Origin of the sequence: Salegentibacter salinarum (genome assembly GCF_900168115.1) — a bacterium.
Classification (GTDB): Bacteria; Bacteroidota; Bacteroidia; order Flavobacteriales; family Flavobacteriaceae; genus Salegentibacter; species Salegentibacter salinarum.
Genome location: NZ_FUZC01000009.1, coordinates 84243 through 107994, shown reverse-complemented (window position 1 = coordinate 107994; position 23752 = coordinate 84243). Strand labels below are relative to the sequence as shown.

The following is a 23752-nucleotide window of genomic DNA, read 5'->3' as shown; positions in this document are numbered from 1 at the left end:
GTATGAGAGCAGGAATTCAAACTTAACTTGAGGGACTCTAATAGAAAGATTAAATAAGGTTTCTTAGTTTTTGGTAAGATTATAATTCTTATGTCTGAACAAAACATCTGTCCAACCAGCCCTATTGTTTTTATACTTTATTGGATAAATAGTAATTAGTTCAAACCCATTCTCTACAGCAAAGTCAAACAACTCGCCAAAGGAGGGTAAGTTTTGGTACATATCAATAAAGGTTACTTCAAAATACAGTAAGCCTATCCTGTTTTCTTGCATAGATTGTTTAGACCCTTTAAACACCTCAAGTTCGAACCCTTGAGTATCTATTTTTAAAACATCAATTCTTTCAATTTCTTGTTCTTTACAAAAATCATCAATAGTAGTTACAGGAACAGAAGTTTGACCTTCAATTGCTCCCCAACCATCATTTCCTATTTCAAGAAAGGAACTCATGTTCCTATTTGTGTTTTGGTTCAATAATAAATGGCTTTTTGCTGACCCAATCCCATAATTCCAAATATTAATATTTTTCTTATGAGATTTTTTATTCTTTAAATATTCAAAAACGTCAGGGCCTGGTTCAAAAGAATGAATTTCATGATTTTTAAAAACATCGGTTATCTCATCTATTGTTTGACCATAATTTGCTCCAACATCAAAAAAAACAGGATGATCATTAATAATAAATTTCTTCATATCAAGGTATGGGTCTCTACCAATTTTATCTATGGTAAGAGGAATTAGATCATAACCTAATCTTCTAGATAATTTTCTAACAATTTTATAGCCCGGCCTATCTGTATATTTTTTTATAATATTTTTCATTCTATATAGGTACTATTTGTAATAACATTAACCGTAAATATCTTGCCATTTATTCATAACCGCAATCTCCGAATATTCTTTCTCAATAAACTCTCTGGCCTTCTTTCCTATTTCTTCTCTTAATTTGGGATTATTTATAAGAAGTTCGATCTTATCAGCCATAGCATTAACCTCCTTTTCCCTGCACAAAAATCCAGTTTGGCCATCTTTAAGAGTATATTTCACTCCTCCTGTATCAAAGGCTATCACCGGTAATCCACAGGCCTGTGCCTCGGCAGTCACCAAGCCCTGACTTTCCTGCATTCCAACTTTATTTGTCACGGAGGTCATTAAAAATATATCGGCGCTTTGCAATAATTTGGCAACATCCTTTGGATTAGTTTTTCCTTTGAAGGAAATATTTCCATTTAATCCCAATTCATCAACCATTTTTTTTAGTCTTTCTTCATAAATACCGGTTCCCACTAGTATATATTGTACATCTATACCTTTCTTTATTAATAAATTTACTGCTTTTATTCCGTATTCCTGGCCCTTCAATTGATCCATTCTGCCAACAGTCATTAATTTTAATTTATTCTTATCTCTATGAAAAGCAGCAGGCCGAAAAGTATCAGTATCAACGGTTACAGGTATGGTTTCAATCTTATTTTCAGGTGCTCTCAAAGTTTTTAACTTTTCTTTTAAATAGGTTGTATTACAAACCAGCACGTCGGCTACCTCAAATAGGTTATCATAATATCCATCTTCCAGAATTTGATTATTAATTGGAAAGTGAAGATCATGACCGTGAAAGCTGGTAATTATCCTACTTTTCAGGAAACCATTCTTTTTTAGAATGTCAATAGGATCTTTATTAGTCCCAAACTGAATATGAATAACTTCATAATTTCGTAAGGATGCATAAAAGAAAAATTGAAAGATGGGAAAGAAACCTTTTCTATTGCTGGATTTGTAAAATATAAGCAATGGCTTAAAAAGATCCCATCTTTTAATTATCAAACTCATTCCCTTGAATGCTCGTCCCCTCTTCGTTTCAGGAATATTATAATCTTCCAGGATCAACTTATTTTCAAGCTCATATTGCCGAAAGAGATCTTTATTTGCATTTTCTGAAATATCACAAAATTCTTCGGTTAAGATCCTTACCTCGTAACCTAGTTTGATAGCTGTGACTATCTGATTAACCACAAAGGTTTCCGATAATTTAGGAAATTTCCATATTTTAAAAAGAATGCTCTTCAAGACATTTTCGAATTAATTATTAATCCATAGATCAGCGTTTTGCTCATAAAGTATCGGATATGATGCCTTAATCCTTTTACTAATATTCGCTTTAAGATTTCCTACATACCTCGCTTTTATTTTTGGATAATCGGATAAATTGTATTCAAGATATCGTAGTGACTTAACTGCACTTAGAGCATTTTCATATGTATTGAAACCACTAAGGGTACTTTTGCCTTCCACACGGTAGAAGACTCGAGCAAGTTTAACAAATTTCACCTTTCTGGTATTCCTCAAAATTCTGCTTATATATTCTGCATCATCATTATTTCCAAGATCTTCTCTCCATTTTCCAGCTTTTTTAATAACTTCCATTGGGATAAGGTAGGTATGTAATGGGAAGAACTCATCGTTTTTTCCAAAACAAGAAAGCAACTTCAGGGGTGCTTTGAAGTTACGATAAGATCTTTGCTTGTATTTAAACCTTTCTAAATGGTCCCGGCTGGAAAAATATCCCCATTTCCCCGTAAGTAATATTTCTTTTCGGGCATACTTAAACTGGACCTCTAACTTGTCAGGAGCCAACAGGTCGTCTGAATCCAGAAATTGTACAAAGTCACCCTTTGCATTCTTCAAGCCTATATTTCTGCAAGAAGCAGCCCCTTTAAGACTTCCCTTAGGTCTTTTAACAAAGGTTATTCTCTCGTCCTTGATTGTATATTCTAAGCCGACTTGTGAGGTATTATCAGTAGAATGATCATCTACAACAATACATTCCCAATTCTTATATGTTTGGGCAATAACCGAATCCAGGGTTTCACCTATTAAATGAGCCCTATTGTATGTGGGTATAATGATGGAAACTAATGGTTTCATTTCGGAATTAAATAATTTCACTTCGCCTAATAGGTTTTCCCAAGATGTAACTATTCTTTCCTGTAATAAAAATTAAAGATCCACAAATCAACCATTTTATGCTTAACTCTTTGTTAATTTTCCAAAGTAAAGGAATAAAGTTTTTTAAAATATAAAATGAATTTTTCTTATGTTTATGCTCAATACCCATAAAAAATAATTGTTTTATATCACTATACAATGTTACAATCAAATCCGGGTCTTTTAATTCCAGACTATATTTTAAATTTCTCATTGAAATGAAAGCCTGGGATTCTTTAAAACTCCTTACATAAGCTCTATTTTTATGAGTTTTAGATTCTAAATGTTGTCGATATAAGAATTGAGGTTCCTTTATCACCTTATAAGAGGATTCCGGTAGGTTGAAAAAAATTCTTGAGAAAAATTCTGCTTCCTGCCCCCTGGAAATTTTAATATTAAAGAGTTTCTTAGTTTCTAAGAAAGACCTCCTAAAAACAACAGAATTGGTAATAATATGACTCTCCCATAACACTAAAGATTTAAATAAACTATCCTTTATTTCTATTTTCATTGGAATACGTTTTGCCGAATCATTCATTAAATAATAGCCTTTGGAAACAATAAAAAGATGCACTTCTTTAAAAGCTTTTAAGGATGATTCCATATAACCGGGCAGCATCACATCATCATCATCAAACCAATTTATAAATTCGCCTTCACTTATTTCAAATCCATAGTTCCTACAGGCATTAGCACCTTTCGGCCTAACTGTTGGGCGTTGATGATATTGAAACCTGGAGTCTTTTTCGCAATAAAACTCCAGTAACTTTTTTGTATAATCGGTAGAGCTGTCATCTATTATAAGACATTCCCAATTATGATAGGATTGAGCTGATACAGAATCCAAGGTTTCACCCAGTAAGTGTGCCCTGTTATAGGTAGGTATAATAATTGAAACCAATTTCTGCATTTAGATTGCTAATTTACTTTTCTATACTTTGTAGAAGTTTTTTACGAAAAATATAGCCTATTCCACTCGGTTTATAAATGTACTCGAAGCACAGCAGTAAAGCAACATCATGCAACCTTCCTTTTTTTAATAAGGTTTTAAGTAAATAAGTTTGAGTTTTTAGATTCATACGTTCCCTGGAATCAATTTTAATCAAGGAAAAAAAAAGATATTTTACAGAAGGAGAGTTGGGAGAAATTTCACTTAATTCCCGCCAGGTTTCCAGTTGATTGTATTGCAATTCTTCTTTTTCCTTCCTATTTCTATATAAATTAGAACGTATAGACTGGGAATGCATACGCCTATAAGTAAGGTAGGAATCAATTATAAGGCCATTAACCGAAAAACAGGTTAATTTGGAAAAAAAATTATATTCCTGTCCCGAAGAAAGCGTCTCATTAAATCTCACTTTTTCACATACTTCTCTCTTACCTAAAAAATCGTAGGTTAACCAGTTTATCTTTTGAGTTACATAATTATAATTGGTTATCTCAAAATCATTAAACCTGTAATATTTTTCATTTTTACTAATAATATCTGCCCGATTAGGATCTTTAAAATTAGCCGATTTTGAAATCACATAATCAACCTTGTTTTCCTCAATGGCTTTAACTTTTAGGTCTAAAAAATTGGGTGCCATAAGGTCGTCGCTATCAAACCATTGTATGTATTTACCTTTACATAACTCAAACCCATAATTCCTACAGGCATTGGCTCCTTTCCTTCGTTTTTTTGGGCGGTGATGAAACTGAATTCTGAAATCTTTAGCGCAGTAAAATTCCATTAGTTTTTCTGTGTAATCAGTTGACCCATCATCCACAATTATACATTCCCATTTTTTATAAGTCTGGACCAGGATAGAATCCAGTGTTGAGCCGAGAAAATGAGCTCGATTATAGGTAGGGATTATTATGGCAACTAAATGGTTCAGTTTTGCGAAAATTTAAATTGCAATATAAGAAAACATGGCTTCCAACATTCATTGAATTATTTTTATATAGATTCTAGTTGATAGTAATTTTGACCTCTTTTATCTAAACCAAAAATTCAAGAACTAAAAGCGTGAATAAAACCTAATAATTTGAATAAGCTTAAAATTATTACTATTCTTTAACGAAATAGAAAGGTGGGATTATTTATGCGTTTCACGAAAAACGTATTAATTAGCCTTATATAAATCCAGTAATTTCTTGACTAAAAAAGAAGAATCATAATTTTTTTCTACAAATTCTCTCCCAAGTTTTCCCATTTTTTCCCTCAGTTCTCTGTTTAAAATCAATTTTTCAATGGCATCGGCAAAACCACCTATATCATTTTTTTTTACAACAAATCCCGTTTCTCCATCGATTAGACCATATTTCATTCCCCCTACGTCTGATACAATTACCGGGAGCTCCATAGCTTGTGCCTCCTGGATCACTAAGCCCTGGGTTTCAGCCCGACCAGTTTGTGGATCATATATCCCAGGATGTAAAAGCACAAATGCTTTTTCCATACTGTCTCTAATTTCTAACTGATTTAAAGCACCTCTAAAAAAGACATTTCTTTCAATATCAATTTGTTTTACCTTTTCCTCTAATTTTTCCCTACACTCTCCATCACCAATAATTTCTAATTCAACATCACGAAAACCTCTACTTCTTAATTCTGCAATAATTTCCAGTAATAAAAATGGGCCTTTTAATGGAATGAGTCTCCCACAAAAAAGAATTCTAAAATTATTCTTTAATTTATTTTCCCTTTGAAAAAGGACAGGATTGAGTCCCACAGGTAAAATATTTATATTTTGTAGATGTGGCTTAACTTTTAAAAGAAGGTCTTTGGTATACGCTGTATTAACCGTAAAGGCATAAGCATGCTTAAAAATTTCTTTATATTGATGTTCATAGTGAGATAATAAAGTAGGAGTTAAATCATAGCCGTGGAAGGTAACAACAAACTTCACTCCTCTTAAAAATCCTTTCTCTTTTAAATTTGCAATAGGAATACTATTATCACCAAAATGAGCATGAATAACATCATATTTCTGCCCGGACAAAAACCATTTACTTTTATAAAACAGATTTAAAAAGGTTTCTTTATTATATTTCTCAGACAATAAAGCATGTAAAAATTCTCTCCAATGGATATGAAAAAAATTTTTCTTTGTCCACAGCAAAAGATCTTTAACCCTTCTTTTTTTTGAAGGCGGCATTTCTTCTTTATAAGTAACTCTATCTAATAGATGATATTTAGCAATATCAGGATGTAAAATAGATAAATCGCCTTTTTTAAAAGCAAAAATATCAACATCATGGCCTTCTTTCAACAAGGCCACAATTTGATTTTCTATAAAAGTTTGAGTAAGGGTAGGAAATCCTTTTACGATAAAAGCTATATTCATGAATTTTTAAAAAAGAAATCTTTGGGCAACCTTTTATAGTGATATTGCTGAAAACAGTATAAATTGTCGTGCTTAGGTAATTCCTCTTTGCTATTAATTTTAATTAAGGGAGTGAGGCTCTCTTTTCCTTTCAATTGTTTAAATATATCATAATTTAATTTTCCGTTCAAATAATCATATATGAAATAAGGAGAAAATTCAGTATGAACATTTTTACTAAATTCAATACAGATTATTGGCTTTTCATATGTTGAAAAAAAAATGTTTGCTCCTTTTAGCATTGGTACTTCCGCTCCTTCGATATCAATTTTAATGAAATCAACCTTATCAATATTATTATTGCTGATAAAAGAATCTAGGGTTTTTAGATCAATTTCTACTCCTTCAATCCTGTTGGCTGCATAGATTGAAGCAGCTCCCCGATTAATATGCAAATTGGGGAAAATTTCACCTTTTTTATTCTTGTCGCTAAGTCCAAAATTCAAGGCTAATACGTTTTTAATACGATTAAGTCTTATATTTTCATTTAAAATATTAAAGGTGGTAGGCATTGGTTCAAATGCATATACTCTGCCTTTTTTTCCAGTTAGTTTGCTCGCATGTATGGTTGTAAGACCTATATTAGCTCCAAGATCAAAAATTATATCCCCCTTTTTTATTATTTGTTGAAAACACCATAAAGTTCCTTCTTCGTAAATACCGTTTTCGAAAATTTTTTTTTCAATTCCTTTATCATACAAAGGAGAAATCTTTAATTTAAAGCCATTTTTGGTTTTAACAATAACATTGTCTCTTAATTCAGGAGTTACTGAATCCAAGAATTTTCCCAAACGCCATTTACCCTTGAATTTTTTATCCTCTATGAACCTTCTTATCCATTGAATATAATATAATCTAAATAGATTATCCATGGTTTTCTATAAATATTTAATCAGCTTAAATTTAGTAGTTCAAATTTTTTCTCATTTCATCTGTTAACTTAAAAACCAGAACGGAATTTTTTTCTTCAAAATTAGTAATCCTATCGACTCCACTTGGATTACTTTTATTAATCTTATTATTCATCAGTTCATCAAACTCAAGGACATCTATATTATATTTTTCTAAAAAACTCATAATTCTTTCCAATTCCGATTTTTGAACCAAGGGATCTTCAGAAAATAAATTTTCAAATTTCATGTGAATTGAATTCTTTTTTGGCAATTCAGTGTAAAGTATTTTATTACACTTGTTCCAATACCAGGCAATTTTTTCCATTCTGGATAAGAAATCCCACTGCCTCTTAGACATCTCACCAAAATCTACGGCAGTTAGACGTTCCCTTCTATCTGCCATACCGTAAAAATTAGAAATCCCATCACCCTGTGGGGACATATTATATGCAGATACACTATAAGTTTTAAAGTCTCTGGAAACATAAATAATTTTTACATTTTTAAACAATGAGGAAAATTCATTTAAAATGGGAAATACAAAAGGATTAGATTCCACATAAACTGATTTTCGAAAAAAGACCAAAGGTATAATTTCTAAAAAGGAATAATTATCATAAAAGAGTTGTGTTCGATGAAAAAGAATTTCATTTTTTAATTTCTCTTCCGATACTCCAAAACGGATTTTTTTTATTGAAATATCAAATAAATCTGGCTTGGGTTCGTGAAAAACAGGAGATTTCGGGAAAATTTTTTTTAGAAAAGATTCAAAAAACTTTGTACCTGTTCTACCGGTACTGACCACAAGTATTAATTCTGTTTTTCTTAAAACTCTTCTAATTAAACTTAACTTAATGTTTTTTACTATTTCTGTTACAAACATCTTATTCATTTGCGATTAATCCAATAAAAAAACCTAACAAAAATAAAATTTCTCATTTCCAATTAGGAAAATTTTTCAGCAAAATTAGAATATTCTACACCTATTGCGTCAAGTTTTTAATAGAGTAATTCTGATAGTTGGTTTTTAGTAGTAAAGGCGGCCAAACATCTTCTTTATGGATTATTTGAAACGATAATACATCATTCATCCGTAAAATAGGTCCAGAAGAATTCATTTTTAAGAGAAGAACATGCAACGAGTATAATCCTTTTGTCAACTGTAAATTAGGGTGATTAACGAAAAATTCCAAATTGCCGTCTTTAATTTCTAAACCTGCATTTTTATCATTTTTTTCAAAAACTGCAATTGGACGTTGCTCCTTATCAAAAATAGAAATAACAAAACGAGGAACCTCTTTTACATTCTTTACTTTAAATTTAAAAAATAGATTTAAATTATCATTCCAATGTAGTACTGGAACTTTTCCTTCATATCCTGTAGCGCCCATCAACTCAACTTTTTCAAGCCTAAAGGTACCATCGCTGAAAATTTCCTGGCTACTATTGTTTAAAAAACGATTATAATATAAATCAATGGCTCTAGCAATATCATTCCCTTGAAAGCTAGATTTGCCTTGCTCCATCAAAATTACCTGGTTACATAACCGGGAAACTTGTGGCATGCTATGAGAAACAAAAACAATTGCTGTTCGGGGTAAAATCTCATCAATCGTTTTAAAGCACTTTAATTTAAACCCCATATCCCCTACCGCCAGCACTTCATCAATAATTAAAACGTCGGGTTCCATTTGGGCGGCGACGGCAAAACCGAGACGTACTTTCATCCCGCTGCTATAATTTTGCACTGGCATATCTATAAATTCGCGTATTTCTGCAAAATCTATGATCTCGTCTAACTTTTCATTAATCTCTTTTCGGCTAAAACCCAGGATGGCTCCGTTATTATAAATATTTTCCCTTCCAGTAAGAATAGGGTTAAACCCGGCGCCAAGTTCTATAAGTGCGCCTACCCGACCTTTAATAGTGACTTTACCGGCATCAGGGTTAAGAAGCCCATTAAGTATTTTAAGCAAAGTAGATTTCCCAGCTCCATTATGCCCAATAAGTCCCAGACATTCTCCACGCCTAAGTTCAAACGAAATATCCTTAACCGCCCAGAATTCTTTCTCCCGCAACTCCCTTTCGGCTCTATTACCTTTGAGATTACTCAACAAATCCTGGACGCCATACCAAAGGCTGGTTTTAAGGTCTTTACAGAATTTTTTGGAGAGCCCTTCCACTTTCACTAAAACTTCCTGATCTTTATTAGGCATAAGCCATGATTTTTATTTTTGAGTGGGGTTAAAAGTAAGAATTTCTTAGGTTAAAATTGAAGCTTTAAATACAGACTTCTAATTTCTCTATTTAATATTCTACACTTTTTTATCGCTCGATAAGTATAGGAATTGAAATTCTATATAAGATAAGAGCCACCAGAAAAAGTGGAATGCACAAGGTCATAATAATTAAAAAATACACAAGATAATCTGAGCTTGCTCCGGTTATAATATCCCTGCAAGTCAAAATCACAGGGGTAAAGGGATTAATCTCCATAATTGTTTTCATAAGGCCAGAATCTGGAACTGCATATACCACAGGAGTTATATACATTAAAAAACTAAACCCCATAGTAACAATTTTGCCAATATCTTTATATAACATTCCTAAGGGTGTAAGTAGTAGCCCTATTGTTATTCCAAAAAGAAGAGCCCCAAGGATGGCAAAAGGTAAAAGCAATAACCCCCAATGAAAACCGAGTCCAAAAATAAAAACAAAAGCGATTAACAATATTATCTTAATAGAAGAATTAAAAAGTAATTTATAAATCCCGGAAATTATGAGTCCTTCCTTAGGGAAATTAATTTTACTCATTAGTCCCCGTGCCGCATTAGTACTTTGGGTAGGACTGTTAACAGCCTCTGTGATTATTGACCATAACAAAGTTCCTGTAAATGCAAAAACCGGATAGGGAATTCCAGTATCAGTAACCTGGATTGTCCCCGAAAGATTAAGAAAAATCCAAACCGCAGCGGTTGCTAATGGTGTAAGAAAGGCCCATAAAATCCCGAGATAAGATTGTCTGTACTGAGCTTTAATATCCCGCTCGGCCAATTGCCGTGCAAGAAAACGCGATTTATAAATATCCAGAAAAGTTTCTTTAAGCAGTTTTACAGGGCTTAAATTCCTTTCTTTTTGGTAAATACGGATTTGCATAGATATTATTTAAAAACTTTACAATTGAAAGTATTCTGGATGGAAACCAAAATAGTTTAAAAATTCATACTGTCCTAATTTAAGCCATTACCTAAGGTGCCGATTCCTACCGTACCCAAACGGTTTTATTCAGCGATATTTTCAGCCTTAAGAATAGTGTTAATTAAGATGTGCTCTTTATATTAAATAGATCCTGGTTCGAGGTGCGAAAAATACATATTATAATTCTAAACCTAAAGCGATCTTACCTCTTCTAAAAAGGAATTATAAGTTTACTCTGTGAGTTAATAACTAATTAATTATTTTTAGCCCTTATGAAAAAAATCAAAAATTTTCTCACTTCAAAATTCCTAAGAATTTATGCTAAATTACCTACCCCAGTGCAACGTTCTATTTGCTCGGGAATAAAGCAATACTGCACACCATCTTCTAAAATTAAAAAGTTAAACTTTCAAGGAGAATTCACAGTAAAGCTTACAAAAAATAATCATTTTAAAATGTATAATTACGGGGGAATGATAGAACACGAAACCTTTTGGGAAGGGCCTTTTGAAACTTTTGAAAATGACCTGGGATGGATCTGGATTGAATTATGCCAATTTTCTGAAGTAATTTTGGATATTGGGGCAAATACCGGTATTTATAGTTTAGTTGCTAAGTCTATTAAGCCAGAAATTTGTGTATATGCCTTTGAGCCCTCAATACATACCTTTAAAAGATTAAAATCTAACAATAAGATAAATAATTTTGACATTAAATGTGAACAAATAGCGGTTTCTAATTTTACAGGAAAGCAAACTTTTTTTGATCTCCCATATCCCAATGATAATGCTTCTCTTTCTCCCGATAAAATGAAGAACTGGCAAGGCTACAAAGGTAAAATAATGGAATATGAAGTCGAAACGACAACAATAAAGGACTATATTAATAAAAATAAACTTGAAGGAATAGATTTAATTAAGATAGACATTGAAATGCACGAACCCGAAGCCTTAATGGGTTTAGGGGAATATCTAAATAAATTTAAACCGGTTTTGATTATTGAAGTACTTAGTAAAGAAATTGCACAAAGACTTAATGAATTAATTAATTTTGAAGATTTTCACATTTTTCATTTAAAGAAAAACCGTCAGGCTGAAAAATTAGACCGTTTTATCGTAACAGAGTTAGATTTAAAAAGATGGGAATGGAATTATATAATATTTCATAAAGATCAAACTGAAAAAATTAGAACAAATACATCTTTATTCAACACTATTTCTCCTGTATAAATATAATTCTTTCAGTCCGATTTAAAAAGAGCTTTATAGCAATCCCTAGGGTATTGGAAAACCACCCCAGGTAAACATCACAGTATCGAGAATTATATAAACAATTACAATATCCCGCTTAACCAATAAAATGTACTACCAGATTTCTGTGAAGTTGAGTTCAATCAACTTTTTGTCACTCAAAGTTTAAAATTTTGGGATGTTTAAACCATAATTTTCAGTTAAAATACAGGATTTTCCTTTAGCAAAAAAAGCCATATCTTATTTTTTCCTTTCCGGAACCCATACTATACTTACAGAAAATTATCTAACCCTATAAAGGACATCAGTTATTTAAATGATGGTAAATAAGCTTAGCATAAAGAATCAAGGAAATCTTCACTGTTATTTTCTAACAAAATAAGCAAGTATTTTCGCCATCTGTCTCTTTAGTGCTTGTACCTTCTTTTTTTTATTGATTCCCATAGAGTACATTAATTTTCTGAAATCTCGTTTAAATCCTCTATTCTTTTCCTGTTCCGCTAAAAATATTTCCAGATATTCATCAACCATAGAAGTTATATTCAAATTTTTTAACGCAAAGTTTCTTAAAAAATCTCCCGTTTTTAAATCATATTTAAAAATTTCCGTTACCAGATCTCCTTTAGAAAATTGAAATTTAAATCTTCTGCCCGAACAATTATTCTTAATACTTTCCTTTATATTATTTGCATCTAAATATCCATCTCCAAAAGATTTAGAATATGGTCTATGATCATAGATTACAACGGGCCTCCCACTGGCCATTGCTTCATAGATTGAGCGACCCAAACCAATTACCAAATCAGACTTATTAATGGCCTTCTCTACCTCCCACACCTGTGTTTCAAACTTATTAATAACCAGCAGAGAAAGATTATGCTCTCTACATATTTCTTTAATTATTGCATTTGCAGAATTTGACTGACATAAACTTAAAATTGTTGTTAGTTTAGGTTTAATTTTTTTTTCCGGTTTGAATCTTTCACAGTCAATACCGTTATAAATCTTTCTTGACTTAAAATTTTTCTTCTTCAAATGATCCTGAACCTCCTGGGAAATTGCGATATGAAAATCTGCATATTTTGAAGGCTGCTCGAGATAAGGGAAAATTCCATGACATATTTGTATAATATATCCACGTGTAAAAAGAAGTTCTATGCAAGTTTGATGATTAGCCAGAATAAGATCATATTTCTTTCTTGACATAAATTGTACACCTAACTTTTCTTCAATTTGCTGCGAGACGGCACCTTTTAAAAAAGTAAAATATTCGACAACAAATTCCCTTTTCTTTAATTCTTCAATCAATGAAAATGCGAAAGTTTCGGAACCTCCTATTTTATTCAATTGGTTTGTAGCGACTAAGATATTTTGAACATCAGTCATTACTTAGAATTTAAAGAATACTTATCAAGTCGGGATAAAAGAACTAAAGTACGTTTTAAAGAAGATATATAGCGACGGAGTATTACCCAATCTCCCTTTTCCAAACTTAAGCGAATTAGCAAAAGGAAAGAATCGTAAAAATTATGTTCTTTATTAAGGCTTCCTATCAATCCTAATTTCAATCTGTAGATAGCGGCCTTAAGAATCTCCTTCCTTTTTTTGAAAGTTTCATCATCCAATAACATTTCAAGTATAGAAAGATTTATTTTCCCCATTTTACTCTTTGTCTTTCTTAATTCTGTAGAAGTCCCGAAATCTTTTCTATAAACGGCAGTGGGTTCATTCATGAAAAAAATTTTTCCTCCCCTGTTGAGTACAAGTAAATAAGTTGGCCAATCACCATAAGCAGAAGTCGGTATCCATTTTTTCATCTTGTATGTAAGCGGTGTGTTTTTGAATAATACTGTTACGGAAGCCATATAATTACCTAAAACTAAATCTTGAAAATCAGTTGTTAAGGGGCGGTCATCTTTTTTGGGTCCAGTTTTCTTACCTGATGGAAAAAGACTATAATTATTAGTGTAAATAATTTTATAATCAGGATTTTCCTCTAAAAAATCTACCTGTTTCTGCAGTTTATTTGGATCTATCCAATAATCGTCTCCATCGCAAATTGCAACATACTTTCCGTCGCATTCTGCATAGGTTTTAACGTAGTTTGCCCCTATACCTATATTCTTCTCATTGAGTAATAATTTTATTTTTTTTGGATGTTTGGAGGCATAATTACTGCAAATTTCCATTGTTTTGTCGGTACTGCAATCATCACCAATAACGAGTTGATAGCTAAAATTTGTTTCCTGTATTAAAACACCTTCTATCGCCTGCGCAATGAAATTTTCCTGATTATAGGTGAGCATAAAGATACTAACGCAGATTTCAGACATTAGAAGTTTTTTCTCAAAGTAACAATATTTTTATTTGTATTTATAATTTAAATAGATTGCAACTACCTTTTGAGAAGTATATGAAAATTAAAGATGCTATAATAATTCTTGGACCCGGAAAAAGTGGTACCACTTTATTAAATGATATTCTGGCCTTACATCAAGATCTTTTTTGGGTTTCTACTTATCTAAATAAATACCCAAATCATCCCTGGCTATCTCTATTAAATAATTTCCAGACAATTGGTGTCATTGAAAAATTCACTAGATCCAGACAAAAATTTCCCAGACCTGCCGAATCTTTTCCCTTTTGGGCGCATTACATTAGAAATTTTCGCTTTAATCCAAAAAATTTCAATGAACAGGATATACTAAATGCACAGGATGCAGTTAAGAAAATCAATCGCTACCAAATAGGAGAAAGATTTATTACGAAACTTACAGGGCCCAGTAGATGGAGGTTTCTCGAGGAAATATTTGATAACCCATATATTATCTGGCTGGATAGGGATCCAAAAGCAGTAATCGCTTCGTTCTATTCCTATAAATGGAAATATAAAAATCAACCGGAAATTTTTAAAAAGAAAGAAAAAGCAGAATTAATAAAAGAGTATGTAACTTATTATAACAATCTTCAAATAGATAAGGTAAACCTTAGAAGGTTTAGGTATTGTGAAGTTTATTACGAAGATTTAGTAGACAATCCTGCTGTATTTCTAGCTAAATTATGTAATTTTCTTGAGCTGGAATATTCGAAAAGCTTTAAACAAAAAGTAAATACATGGGGAATCCTCAAAAAAACAAATAGTAAATACCAAAAGATCTTCACCCCACAGGAAATAAGCTTAATAGAAAATCTTTTAAGTAAATAAACCCCCATTATCCAATGCTCATAGTCTCGAACTACCATTATATCCGCGAAAATTTCTCTACGCCATATCCGAGTGTTTTCGGGCTTACTCCCGCCCAATTTAAGTTTCAATTAGAGCAGTTGTCGAATTATGGAGCTTTTATTTCCCAGGACGAATTGCTGAGTTACAAGGAAACACCATTGGATAAAAATTATTTCTTAATCACATTTGATGATGGTCTAAAAGAACAGTATGAGCTGGCAAAACCAATCCTGGAAGAAATGGGGATTCCCTATATATTTTTTATAAACACTTCAAACTTCAGTGAGGAAAAAGTTTCTCTAGTCCATAAAATTCATTTATTGCGATCGTACGTAGCTCCTGAAATCCTGTTACAAAAATTAAACACTGAAATTCTGACAGGGAATGAAAAAAAGGCTGCTTTACAGCATTATAATTATGATACTGAAGAAAATGCCATTTTAAAGTATTTTCTGAATTTCAGGTTAAGTATTATAGAACAGAAAGAGTTTATTGATCCTTTATTTACAAAGTATTTTGAAGAAAAAAAGGTGGCAGAGGAACTGTATTTTTCAGAAGAAATGCTACATAAACTATATACCGAAGGTGTTTTAGCCTCACATTCCCACGGGCATTTACCTCTTGGGCGGCTTAAAGCTTCGGAAATAAGAAAGGAAATGCAAAATACCCAGGATTTCTTTTTAGAGAAATTCGGAAAAAAGGCAAAAGCCTTAAGTTATCCTTACGGGTCCCGGGATTCCTGCGAGGGTATTGGGAATCTCTTAAAAAATTCAGGTTTTAAACTTGGTTTTACCATGGAGAGAGGTGCAAATAATTCCTTACAGGACGACAGTTTGCTTTTGGCCAGATATGACTGTAATGATTTACCCGGCGGAAAAAACGATCTTTTTAAAAACCGAAATCCGTTTGAAAGTGCGAATTTAAGAAAATGGCATACCTATGAAAATAGCTTTACTCACAAGTGATAATCTAAGGCATAAATACATAGCCCACTGCGTGGCAAAACAACTGGACCTTAAACTAATTATTACTGAAAAGAAATCTCCCACGATTACCGCTACGGATTCTCTTAGAGAAGAAGATGCAGAATTTATTAAAAATCATTTTCTGAAAAGGAAAAATTCAGAAAAAGATTATTTTGGTGACTATACTAATTTTCCAATAAAATCGAATTTGTTAGAGATTGATCACGGAAGTATTAACTCAAAAAAGGTTAAAGCGGAAATAGAAAAGGCAGAAGTAGACTATATCCTTCTTTTTGGAACTTCAATTATTAAAAAGGAACTTCTCAATAAATATTCCGGGCTTATAATTAATTTGCATTTAGGGCTTTCACCCTATTATCGGGGTTCTGCCACTAATCTCTTCCCATTCTACTACAAGGAACCTGAATGTATTGGTGGAACTATTCATCTAGCATCTACTGAAGTTGATCGTGGGGATATCCTTCATCAATTTCGCCCGGCAATATCAAAGGGAGATACTCTTCACGACATCGGGAATAAGACCATTATTAAAGGCGGCAAACTTTTACCAAAGGTCTTGGAGGAGTATTCAACCACTAAAATTCAAATTATCGAGCAGCAAGGCGAGGGTCGGTTATGTAAGATTAAAAACTTAACACCTGAAAAACTTCGTATTATCTATCACTATATTGAACAGGGATTAATTGAGGATTATTTACGAGATAAAAAAAGTCGAGATGAGGCTTTCAAGATTTTCCAACAGGATCTTCAAACATAAAAAGTTTATTTATACACGGTTTACTACCATATGTAGAAATATAATAATTTATGTTCTAAAATATTTTTTAGATAAAAAGATATATTTGTCACAAAATAACCTCTTTGAAAAAATTATCAATTCTTGTTCCAGCTTTTAACGAAGAGAAAACTATTATTCTCTTATTAGAAGTGATTCGTGATGTAACGCTGGATTTTTCTTTACTAAAAGAAATAGTAGTTGTAAATGATGCTTCGACAGACAGGACCCGACAGTTAATAGAAAAATTTATAACTTCTAATCCCGAACTTTCAATTATTTTGCATAATCAGGAATTCAACGAGGGAAAAGGGACGGCTCTGCATAAAGCCATCAAACTTGCTACAGGAGATTATATTATAATACAGGACGCTGATTTAGAATATGATCCTACAGAATATAATCATCTACTAAAACCTATTATGGCAGGAAAAGCTGATGTAGTTTATGGTTCAAGGTTCATGGGGGGAAATCCACACAGAATTCTTTTTTTCTGGCATTCTATAGGCAACAAATTGCTAACATTTTTAAGCAATGCCTTCACAAACCTCAATTTAACAGATATGGAAACCTGTTATAAGCTTTTCAGGGCTGATACTCTAAAAGCTTTAGAACTTAAAGAAAAGCGTTTCGGTTTTGAACCGGAGGTTACGGCTAAGACCAGTAGAATTCCAGGTATTAGGATTTACGAAGTTGGAATTTCCTATTACGGACGAACTTATGAAGAAGGAAAAAAGATCAACTGGAAGGACGGATTGCGAGCCTTATGGTGCGTTTTTAAGTATAATATTATTCAGCGATAATTCTTTTAATTACAAAACCATCTTCTAAACAAATAATATCATCTTTCTTAAAGGTCTTCACCAATGTCTCAGCATTAACCAAATAATTCCTCCAATTAACTTTATTAAAGAAAACAATATAAGCTTCGCCTTCACATATTTTTTCCTTTAAATTGTTCAATTTTAACCTATCATTTTTACCCGGAAGTAATTTAAAATCCTTTCTTAGATGAAGTTTTCCCAATTCGATTCCATTAGAATAAACTGGATTATTAAAACTTTGTTCTTTTAAAAAAGAGATAACTTCAGAATCCACCCACATTTTTTTTGCATATCCACCTCCATATAAATAATGATTATTCACAACAGGAAACAGAGACGAGCAAAAGCTTAAAAAGAGAAAAGCAATACCTACAAATACCAATTTAATATTTCTATTTTCCCAGAAGTTCTGAAAAAACAAAAAGAATAAGATAAGGATAAAGCCAAGCAAAGGAGATAACATCCTATTTGTCATAGGAGTCCACGAATCAAAGAATGAAATAGAAACTATTAAAAAAAGAGGATATAAAAATAAAAAAAGTAAAATTAAAGAAACAGCAGACCGGTTTGTTTTAAAAGTCTTCAGAGCATAAAACCTTATGAGTTTTAATCTTAGTATATAAATAATTAAAACTCCTCCAAACAAAACAATTGCCAACTTACTACCAAGAAACCAATATCCAAAGGTGATAAACATATCCTGAATTTTCGCAAAAGGGATAAGGTGTATTGCAATTTTTCTTCCTCCGGGTGGTGTATCAAAGAAAACTTGATAAATAAACCAGGGAGAAATCACCAATGCAAAATTGAGTAGAAACTTCAGTAAATTTTTTAACCTCTGAACTACTTTCCCCCTATCTAAAAATAGAATAAAAATTAAATAACAACCTAAAAAAGCAATTCCCGCATATCTGGTTAAAAAGAATAACCCACAAGCAATAGCACAGAGATAGAAGTTTAAAGATTTTCCTGCTTGATCCCATCTGAGAAAGAAATAAAAAGAAAAACTAAGAAAAACTAAAAAGAGTCCCTCAGATAAAAAATTAAGAAAATTGATGGTGACCTGAGATAATATAAGGCATAATCCAAAGAGCAAAATAAGCCTGTAGTTAACTTTCAGCTGGAGCAGGATTTTCATATTGACCAGTAGGAATAAATAAAACAGAAAAATCTGCAGTATTAATCCCGCATTAAGAACATCTGTATTAAATAATAGGGCTACAAACGAGATAAAAAGAGGAAATAAAGGAGGCCAGTGATTTACGAGATTCCCCTCATTATTGGTAATTCCATTCCCCGAAATTAGATTTTCAGCAACCTCCATATAAACTATGGAATCAGGACTAAAAGCTAATTTATATGGTGAAATCACTAAAAACAGAATGGCTGCACCAAAAATTGCCAGACCATGAAATTTAAAAGTAGAACTAGTCAAGTTTATTTTCTGAATTATTACTGAGTTTTATTATATAAGGCCAAGATGGCTAATTTATTATATTTGACGAATAAAACGTATCATTCTATTTTGCATAATTCAAAAAAAATATTTATTCTACTTCCAGATGGTGTCGGCCTTAGGAATTTCGCTTTCACCTCCTTTGTGAAAACTGCAGAAGAATTGGGCTGGGAAGTAATATTCTGGAATCATACCCCTTTTGATCTTGGAGAGTTGGGATTTCAAGAAATAAAACTAACAGGAAAACCCAGGCCTAAAACCGATTTGCTAAAAAGAGCAAAAATAGAAGCAGAACTGGATCATTTTACCCAGAAGTTTAATGATCCGGTTTACCAAACTTATAAATTTCCTGCATCTAATAAAGGTTTTAAAGACATTATTAAAAATACAATAGTAAGATCCTTTATTAAAACTCATAAAGGACCAAAAGGCTTGCAAAGGCTTCGTCAAAAAATGAAAGTTTCCGAAAGGAAGGGTGAATTTTATAAAAACTGCAAAGCAGCTTTAGAAAAAGAAAAACCCGATATGGTATTTTGCACGAATCAGCGACCGGTAAATGCAATTGCACCTCTTACCGCCTCACAGGATTTAGGAATTCCAACCAGCACCTTTATCTTCTCCTGGGATAATCTACCCAAAGCCACTCTGGTTGTTGAAACCGATAAATACTTTGTGTGGAGTGAACATATGAAAAGGGAATTGCTCAGCTATTATCCACATATCAAAGAGAAACAAATATTTATAACAGGAAGCCCGCAATTTGAACCACATTACGACAGTAGTCTAAGACAAGACCGGGAAACCTTTTTTAAAGAACATGGGCTTAAACTTTCAAAGAAATATATCTGTTTTAGCGGAGATGATTCCACCACTTCTCCCGATGATCCACAACACCTTAATGACTTGTCGGAAGTAGTAGAAGAAATGAATCTTAAAGGATATAAACTGGGTATTATTTTTAGGCGTTGTCCTGTAGATTTATCTAACAGGTATGAAAAGATATTGGAAAAATATAAAAATCTTATAGTCCCCATTGCTCCAGGTTGGAAAAAGGCGGGAGAAGAATGGAATACCATTCTTCCCACCAAACAAGATATAAAACTGCAGATAAACACTATTCTGCATTCTGAGACGGTTGTTAACCTGGCTTCTTCGATGGTATTTGATTTCGCGATTTTCGGAAAGCCCTGCCTGTATATTAATTATGAGGCGACAAATAAAACCCAGACTGACTGGAGTCACGAAAAGGTGTATAATTTTGTACATTTTAGATCAATGCCTAACGGGGATGAAGTTTACTGGTTAAATTCAAAAGAGGAGATTAAGACTAAACTGAATGAAGCTTTAACCAATCCTAACGAAAAAGCCCAAAAAGCTCTTAAATGGTTTAAAAAAATAAACCGGGAACCGGCAGATAAAGCATCGGAAAGAATATGGGAGCAACTAAATAAAATTACGGTAGAAATTAACTGAATATGCACCTCGCTTTCCTAACTCCCGAATACCCTCACCTCCTCTCCACTCCTTCCGGCGGACTTGGCACCAGTATTAAAAACCTGGCCGAACAAATGGTAAAAAGAGATGTAGGTATCAGTGTTTTTATTTACGGGCAGGATAAGAATAGGGTTTTTGAAGAAAACGGCATCAGTTTTTATTTTATCAAGCAACTACATTATAATTTCTTTGGTTGGTATCGCTACCGAAAATATCTGGAGTTCTATATAAACAAAGTCATACAGGACGAGCAGATTGATGCCCTAGAAGCCCCAGACTGGACAGGAATAACAGCTTTTATAAAATTGAAATGTCCGCTGGTGATAAGAATGAACGGTAGCGATTCCTATTTTTGTCGGTTGGAGGATAGGCCGCAAAAGAAGAAGAACTTCTGGTTTGAGAAACTGGCTTTAAAAAATGCAGATTATTTGCTTTCAGTAAGTAAATTTACCGCTGAAAGAACCAGGGAGATTTTCAATCTAAAAAAAGAAATAAAAGTTATCCCTAACTCAGTTGATATAGAAGCTTTCAAACCAACAGGAAAAGAACCGATACCCGATACTATTCTTTATTTCGGTAGTATTATCAGGAAAAAAGGAGTGCTGGAACTGTCGGAGATCTTCAATCTTATCAATAAGCAGAATCCTAAAGCCCACCTGGTAATGGCCGGTAGAGATGTACCCGATATCAAAACCGGAAAATCTACCCGCGCATTGTTTGAGGAACTACTGGGTGATGAGAGTGGGGAAAAAGTCACCTGGTTAGGAAGTCTGCCTTACGAAGAAATAAAGGCACAAATCGCCAAAGCAGCGGTGATCGTCTTGCCCAGCTTTGCCGAAGCCCTACCAATGACATGGCTGGAAGCAATGGCTATAGAAAAAGCACTCGTCACTTCAGATATTGGCTGGGCGAAAGAAGTGATGCAAGACGGGAAAACCGGCTATACCGTAGATTCTAAAGACCACATTACCTACGCCGAAAAAACCCTGGAATTACTCGAAAATCAGGAACTCGCGGAAAAGATGGGGAAAGCGGCCAGGCAGCAGGTGGTTGAGAAATTTTCTACTGAAGTTGTTGTGGAGGAAAATATTAGGTTTTATGAGGGGATTTTAGAGAAGAAGCAATTGGATTAACTTAAGATTGTAAGTTGTACTTGCCAGGATTAGACTCAAGATCAACGATACACTAAATTTCATGTTGTTCATTTTTCCTATAGATGAAAGAACGAACTAAAAAAATCTAGGCTTACGAAACTTTATCTAAATTTATCGTTTGACACCTAAACTTCAGGAACTCGCCTCTTTAATTCAACTAGGGAGCAAAATACATCCGGCTCAAACAGCCTAAAATTTTACGGTTCCTCCACTTCAAATTTTTGCGATAAATTTTCGATAGGCCACTTAAACAAAAAACTTTTGGAATTTTAAAACATTAAAGATTCAAAAATTATAAAATCGTAGGCTTCTTATAAATAATCAATTGACTTCGGGTTAGGGGTTTGTTTATAATTCGGGGGAGTTTGGTTTCGGTTTTTAAGGCCCATTTTTTAAAATTATTTTTTGTTACTCCCCATTTAAAGAATCGACTAAAGCGTTCCAGGGTTCCTACCGGGATGGTTTCAACTTCAGCAAAAAACTTGCGCCCTGCTTTTTCGAAATGGGCTGAACTAAAGCTTCTGTCAGGATGCGGGTCATTCTTTTTCCATTCAGCAAAGTCGGTTTTATTAAACTTTGAAGGCCTGCCTTTAACCGGAACATACCAACGCAGCTCATCAAGTAACTTTGAGTTTACGGCCGGTTCAAAAAATCGAGCCTCTCCATCCTCTTTTAATAATCGGGCGGTTTCCTTTAAAAATTGTTCTTCCACCGGTAATTCTAAATGATGTAGAAAAGCTTTTCCAACCACAAAATCGAATTTATTCGATTCCAGGTTATTTTCTAAAAAATCCCCACTTACAAAATGAATAGGGAATTCAAATTCATATGCTTCATTTAGAGCTTCAACGATCTTACCGCTGGAATCTGCTATGTCGTTAGCATAAACTTCGGCACCAAGGGCAGCCATTACCGCAGCATTTACACAATCGCCACAGCCCATGTCCAAAACTTTGTTGCCTTTTATTTTTTCCCTGAAATTTCTTTGGTAAAGTGCAAACCAGCTGGTTTCGGTAGTGGTTGCCGAAGCGAGAAATTCATCCAAATTATTGATCCAATGAAGGATATTCTGTATGTTGTAGTTGGCATAAAGCTTCTCATAATGCAGTTTATTTTTATCCTGGTTAAGATTTGACGCACCCATATTTTATCTTCTGAAGGCTAAAAATATAAATTTAAGAATTGAATGCGTGTAAATTTTGACACACCATTTTAAATCTCAAGAAAAAGGACAACTTTTCAGCAAACTTTTCTGGATTTTTTCTAATTGATCAACCTCAGGTAAAAGTGGCTTACTCTGCATTAACTGGAACAATTCTTCAGCAGTCTTGCCATTTTCAATAAATTCGGCTTTATAAATAGGAAGTTTTAGGGATTCAAAATAATCAACATATTTTATCCCATTTCCGAAGATCTTATCTGAAAACTCCACCCAAAGTGCTGGAATTTGATATGCGTGGGCAACGATCAATCCGTGGAGGGAGGAGGAAATGATGTTTTCAGAGCTTAAAATTTGCCTGGTCACTTCTTCCACATTCATCGTTAGCAGATCTATAACTTTTATTCCTGGTTTATCCCCAAAAAACGCTACTGCTGTTTTATAATCGTGATAATGCGGTATAACCCCAATCTTATACTTTTTCTTTACCTGTGGATTATAATATTTTGGCAGTAAAAGCGCCGGATCTCCATACACCTCGGGACAGCGATATCCGAGTTTCAATAAATAATCCCTTGTTTGTGGGCCACGCACAGCCCTGAAATTCGCTTCAGCAATTTCCTGCTCGTGATCTATAATTCCGCTCCCCCAAATAATACTGTGCTTAGTTGCGTGGTGTAAAATACTTCCCACTGCAAGAAAATTAGTTTTGTTCATTTTATACCAGGGCTGTTTTTTAGGCTGAACAAATTTCACCGGTTTCCCACTAATTTTTTCCACGAGGTATTTAGAAAGCAAATCCCCGTAATTCTCTTTCTCCCTGAAAATAAATTTGATCTCACTCCAGTAAAACAAAGGAATTTCTTTTTCCCGGTAAGAACTGTATTTTAACTTCTTCAAAAGTAAATATTTTGGGGTTTAATTAGATAAGGCCTGAAAACTCAAATATATTGAAAATTATGCTTGGGCAGAACTTAGTCT

The 23752-nt window shown here is 33.2% G+C and carries 22 protein-coding genes; 7 read left to right on the top strand and 15 right to left on the bottom strand.

All coding sequences use genetic code 11. From position 1 onward, the window contains the following. Positions 1 to 63: 63 nt before the first annotated feature. The 10 genes from B5X53_RS12135 to B5X53_RS12090 all read right to left on the bottom strand — a co-directional run bounded on the left by B5X53_RS12135 (position 64) and on the right by B5X53_RS12090 (position 10405). Positions 64 to 822, bottom strand: coding sequence for an FkbM family methyltransferase (locus tag B5X53_RS12135; protein WP_079713499.1), 759 nt, complete (start codon positions 820 to 822; stop codon positions 64 to 66). Between the two features lie 27 nt (positions 823 to 849). Continuing rightward, positions 850 to 2013 (bottom strand): glycosyltransferase family 4 protein, encoded by a 1164-nt coding sequence (locus B5X53_RS12130; protein WP_159447904.1) that lies wholly within the window; start codon positions 2011 to 2013, stop codon positions 850 to 852. Positions 2014 to 2079: 66 nt separating this feature from the next. Continuing rightward, positions 2080 to 2925: a glycosyltransferase family 2 protein gene (locus tag B5X53_RS12125; protein WP_079713497.1), complete on the bottom strand. Its 846-nt coding sequence runs from the start codon at positions 2923 to 2925 to the stop codon at positions 2080 to 2082. A 7-nt stretch (positions 2926 to 2932) separates the two neighbouring features. Next, a complete protein-coding gene (locus tag B5X53_RS12120; protein WP_079713496.1) occupies positions 2933 to 3895 on the bottom strand; it encodes a glycosyltransferase family 2 protein in 963 nt (320 codons plus the stop codon). A 13-nt stretch (positions 3896 to 3908) separates the two neighbouring features. Continuing rightward, on the bottom strand, positions 3909 to 4841 hold the full coding sequence (locus B5X53_RS12115) for a glycosyltransferase family 2 protein (RefSeq protein WP_262507289.1): 933 nt from the start codon (positions 4839 to 4841) through the stop codon (positions 3909 to 3911). Between the two features lie 252 nt (positions 4842 to 5093). Beyond that, the gene (locus tag B5X53_RS12110) at positions 5094 to 6317 is read right to left on the bottom strand and encodes a glycosyltransferase (RefSeq protein ID WP_079713494.1); all 1224 of its coding nucleotides are present in this window, start codon (positions 6315 to 6317) and stop codon (positions 5094 to 5096) included. Further along, the gene (locus tag B5X53_RS12105) at positions 6314 to 7228 is read right to left on the bottom strand and encodes an FkbM family methyltransferase (protein WP_079713493.1); all 915 of its coding nucleotides are present in this window, start codon (positions 7226 to 7228) and stop codon (positions 6314 to 6316) included. Before B5X53_RS12105 ends, B5X53_RS12110 begins: the two co-directional genes overlap by 4 nt. Before the next feature lie 31 nt (positions 7229 to 7259). After that, a complete protein-coding gene (locus B5X53_RS12100) occupies positions 7260 to 8132 on the bottom strand; it encodes a sulfotransferase domain-containing protein (RefSeq protein ID WP_157822069.1) in 873 nt (290 codons plus the stop codon). A 100-nt stretch (positions 8133 to 8232) separates the two neighbouring features. After that, entirely contained in the window at positions 8233 to 9465 is a 1233-nt protein-coding gene (locus B5X53_RS12095) for an ABC transporter ATP-binding protein (protein ID WP_079713491.1), read from the bottom strand. Positions 9466 to 9574: 109 nt separating this feature from the next. Continuing rightward, entirely contained in the window at positions 9575 to 10405 is an 831-nt protein-coding gene (locus tag B5X53_RS12090; RefSeq protein WP_079713490.1) for an ABC transporter permease, read from the bottom strand. 314 nt (positions 10406 to 10719) lie between these two features. Between B5X53_RS12090 and B5X53_RS12085 the strand changes: the two genes are divergently transcribed. After that, positions 10720 to 11676 (top strand): FkbM family methyltransferase, encoded by a 957-nt coding sequence (locus B5X53_RS12085; protein ID WP_079713489.1) that lies wholly within the window; start codon positions 10720 to 10722, stop codon positions 11674 to 11676. A 384-nt stretch (positions 11677 to 12060) separates the two neighbouring features. Here B5X53_RS12085 and B5X53_RS12080 read toward each other — a convergent pair whose 3' ends face one another. Together B5X53_RS12080 and B5X53_RS12075 are read right to left on the bottom strand one after the other, a co-directional pair. Beyond that, the gene (locus tag B5X53_RS12080) at positions 12061 to 13083 is read right to left on the bottom strand and encodes a glycosyltransferase (RefSeq protein ID WP_079713488.1); all 1023 of its coding nucleotides are present in this window, start codon (positions 13081 to 13083) and stop codon (positions 12061 to 12063) included. Next, entirely contained in the window at positions 13083 to 14030 is a 948-nt protein-coding gene (locus B5X53_RS12075) for a glycosyltransferase (RefSeq protein ID WP_079713487.1), read from the bottom strand. Before B5X53_RS12075 ends, B5X53_RS12080 begins: the two co-directional genes overlap by 1 nt. Positions 14031 to 14086: 56 nt before the next feature. Here B5X53_RS12075 and B5X53_RS12070 point away from each other — a divergent pair, with 56 nt between their 5' ends. The 4 genes from B5X53_RS12070 to B5X53_RS12055 all read left to right on the top strand — a co-directional run bounded on the left by B5X53_RS12070 (position 14087) and on the right by B5X53_RS12055 (position 17487). Beyond that, positions 14087 to 14902, top strand: a complete 816-nt coding sequence (locus B5X53_RS12070; protein WP_143533263.1) for a sulfotransferase family protein — start codon at positions 14087 to 14089, stop codon at positions 14900 to 14902. Positions 14903 to 14916: 14 nt separating this feature from the next. Then, a complete protein-coding gene (locus tag B5X53_RS12065; protein WP_079713485.1) occupies positions 14917 to 15888 on the top strand; it encodes a polysaccharide deacetylase family protein in 972 nt (323 codons plus the stop codon). Then, a complete protein-coding gene (locus tag B5X53_RS12060; protein WP_079713484.1) occupies positions 15863 to 16666 on the top strand; it encodes a formyltransferase family protein in 804 nt (267 codons plus the stop codon). The genes B5X53_RS12065 and B5X53_RS12060 overlap by 26 nt, the downstream gene beginning before the upstream one ends. 104 nt (positions 16667 to 16770) lie before the next feature. After that, positions 16771 to 17487: a glycosyltransferase family 2 protein gene (locus tag B5X53_RS12055; protein ID WP_079713483.1), complete on the top strand. Its 717-nt coding sequence runs from the start codon at positions 16771 to 16773 to the stop codon at positions 17485 to 17487. On the opposite strand, the gene B5X53_RS19370 is transcribed toward B5X53_RS12055, so the two are convergent. After that, a complete protein-coding gene (locus B5X53_RS19370) occupies positions 17474 to 17830 on the bottom strand; it encodes a hypothetical protein (protein WP_232764036.1) in 357 nt (118 codons plus the stop codon). The two genes, B5X53_RS12055 and B5X53_RS19370, sit on opposite strands and share 14 nt — an antisense overlap. Before the next feature lie 1203 nt (positions 17831 to 19033). Here B5X53_RS19370 and B5X53_RS12045 point away from each other — a divergent pair. Together B5X53_RS12045 and B5X53_RS12040 are read left to right on the top strand one after the other, a co-directional pair. After that, the gene (locus B5X53_RS12045; protein ID WP_232764034.1) at positions 19034 to 20437 is read left to right on the top strand and encodes a UDP-glycosyltransferase; all 1404 of its coding nucleotides are present in this window, start codon (positions 19034 to 19036) and stop codon (positions 20435 to 20437) included. A gap of 2 nt (positions 20438 to 20439) precedes the next feature. Beyond that, positions 20440 to 21591, top strand: coding sequence for a glycosyltransferase family 4 protein (locus B5X53_RS12040; RefSeq protein ID WP_079713480.1), 1152 nt, complete (start codon positions 20440 to 20442; stop codon positions 21589 to 21591). A 313-nt stretch (positions 21592 to 21904) separates the two neighbouring features. On the opposite strand, the gene B5X53_RS12035 is transcribed toward B5X53_RS12040, so the two are convergent. Beyond that, on the bottom strand, positions 21905 to 22756 hold the full coding sequence (locus B5X53_RS12035) for a class I SAM-dependent methyltransferase (RefSeq protein WP_079713479.1): 852 nt from the start codon (positions 22754 to 22756) through the stop codon (positions 21905 to 21907). 75 nt (positions 22757 to 22831) lie between these two features. Beyond that, positions 22832 to 23671, bottom strand: coding sequence for a polysaccharide pyruvyl transferase family protein (locus B5X53_RS12030; RefSeq protein WP_232764032.1), 840 nt, complete (start codon positions 23669 to 23671; stop codon positions 22832 to 22834). Between the last annotated feature and the right edge of the window lie 81 nt (positions 23672 to 23752).

Bases quoted from the DNA above. Each gene is read 5' to 3' on its own strand.
- B5X53_RS12135 (WP_079713499.1), bottom strand. From the start codon at position 822: ATGAAAAATATTATAAAAAAATATACAGATAGGCCGGGCTATAAAATT.
- B5X53_RS12125 (WP_079713497.1), bottom strand. From the start codon at position 2,925: ATGAAACCATTAGTTTCCATCATTATACCCACATACAATAGGGCTCAT.
- B5X53_RS12120 (WP_079713496.1), bottom strand. From the start codon at position 3,895: ATGCAGAAATTGGTTTCAATTATTATACCTACCTATAACAGGGCACAC.
- B5X53_RS12110 (WP_079713494.1), bottom strand. From the start codon at position 6,317: ATGAATATAGCTTTTATCGTAAAAGGATTTCCTACCCTTACTCAAACT.
- B5X53_RS12105 (WP_079713493.1), bottom strand. From the start codon at position 7,228: ATGGATAATCTATTTAGATTATATTATATTCAATGGATAAGAAGGTTC.
- B5X53_RS12100 (WP_157822069.1), bottom strand. From the start codon at position 8,132: ATGTTTGTAACAGAAATAGTAAAAAACATTAAGTTAAGTTTAATTAGA.
- B5X53_RS12095 (WP_079713491.1), bottom strand. From the start codon at position 9,465: ATGCCTAATAAAGATCAGGAAGTTTTAGTGAAAGTGGAAGGGCTCTCC.
- B5X53_RS12090 (WP_079713490.1), bottom strand. From the start codon at position 10,405: ATGCAAATCCGTATTTACCAAAAAGAAAGGAATTTAAGCCCTGTAAAA.
- B5X53_RS12085 (WP_079713489.1), top strand. From the start codon at position 10,720: ATGAAAAAAATCAAAAATTTTCTCACTTCAAAATTCCTAAGAATTTAT.
- B5X53_RS12080 (WP_079713488.1), bottom strand. From the start codon at position 13,083: ATGACTGATGTTCAAAATATCTTAGTCGCTACAAACCAATTGAATAAA.
- B5X53_RS12075 (WP_079713487.1), bottom strand. From the start codon at position 14,030: ATGTCTGAAATCTGCGTTAGTATCTTTATGCTCACCTATAATCAGGAA.
- B5X53_RS12065 (WP_079713485.1), top strand. From the start codon at position 14,917: ATGCTCATAGTCTCGAACTACCATTATATCCGCGAAAATTTCTCTACG.
- B5X53_RS12060 (WP_079713484.1), top strand. From the start codon at position 15,863: ATGAAAATAGCTTTACTCACAAGTGATAATCTAAGGCATAAATACATA.
- B5X53_RS12040 (WP_079713480.1), top strand. From the start codon at position 20,440: ATGCACCTCGCTTTCCTAACTCCCGAATACCCTCACCTCCTCTCCACT.
- B5X53_RS12035 (WP_079713479.1), bottom strand. From the start codon at position 22,756: ATGGGTGCGTCAAATCTTAACCAGGATAAAAATAAACTGCATTATGAG.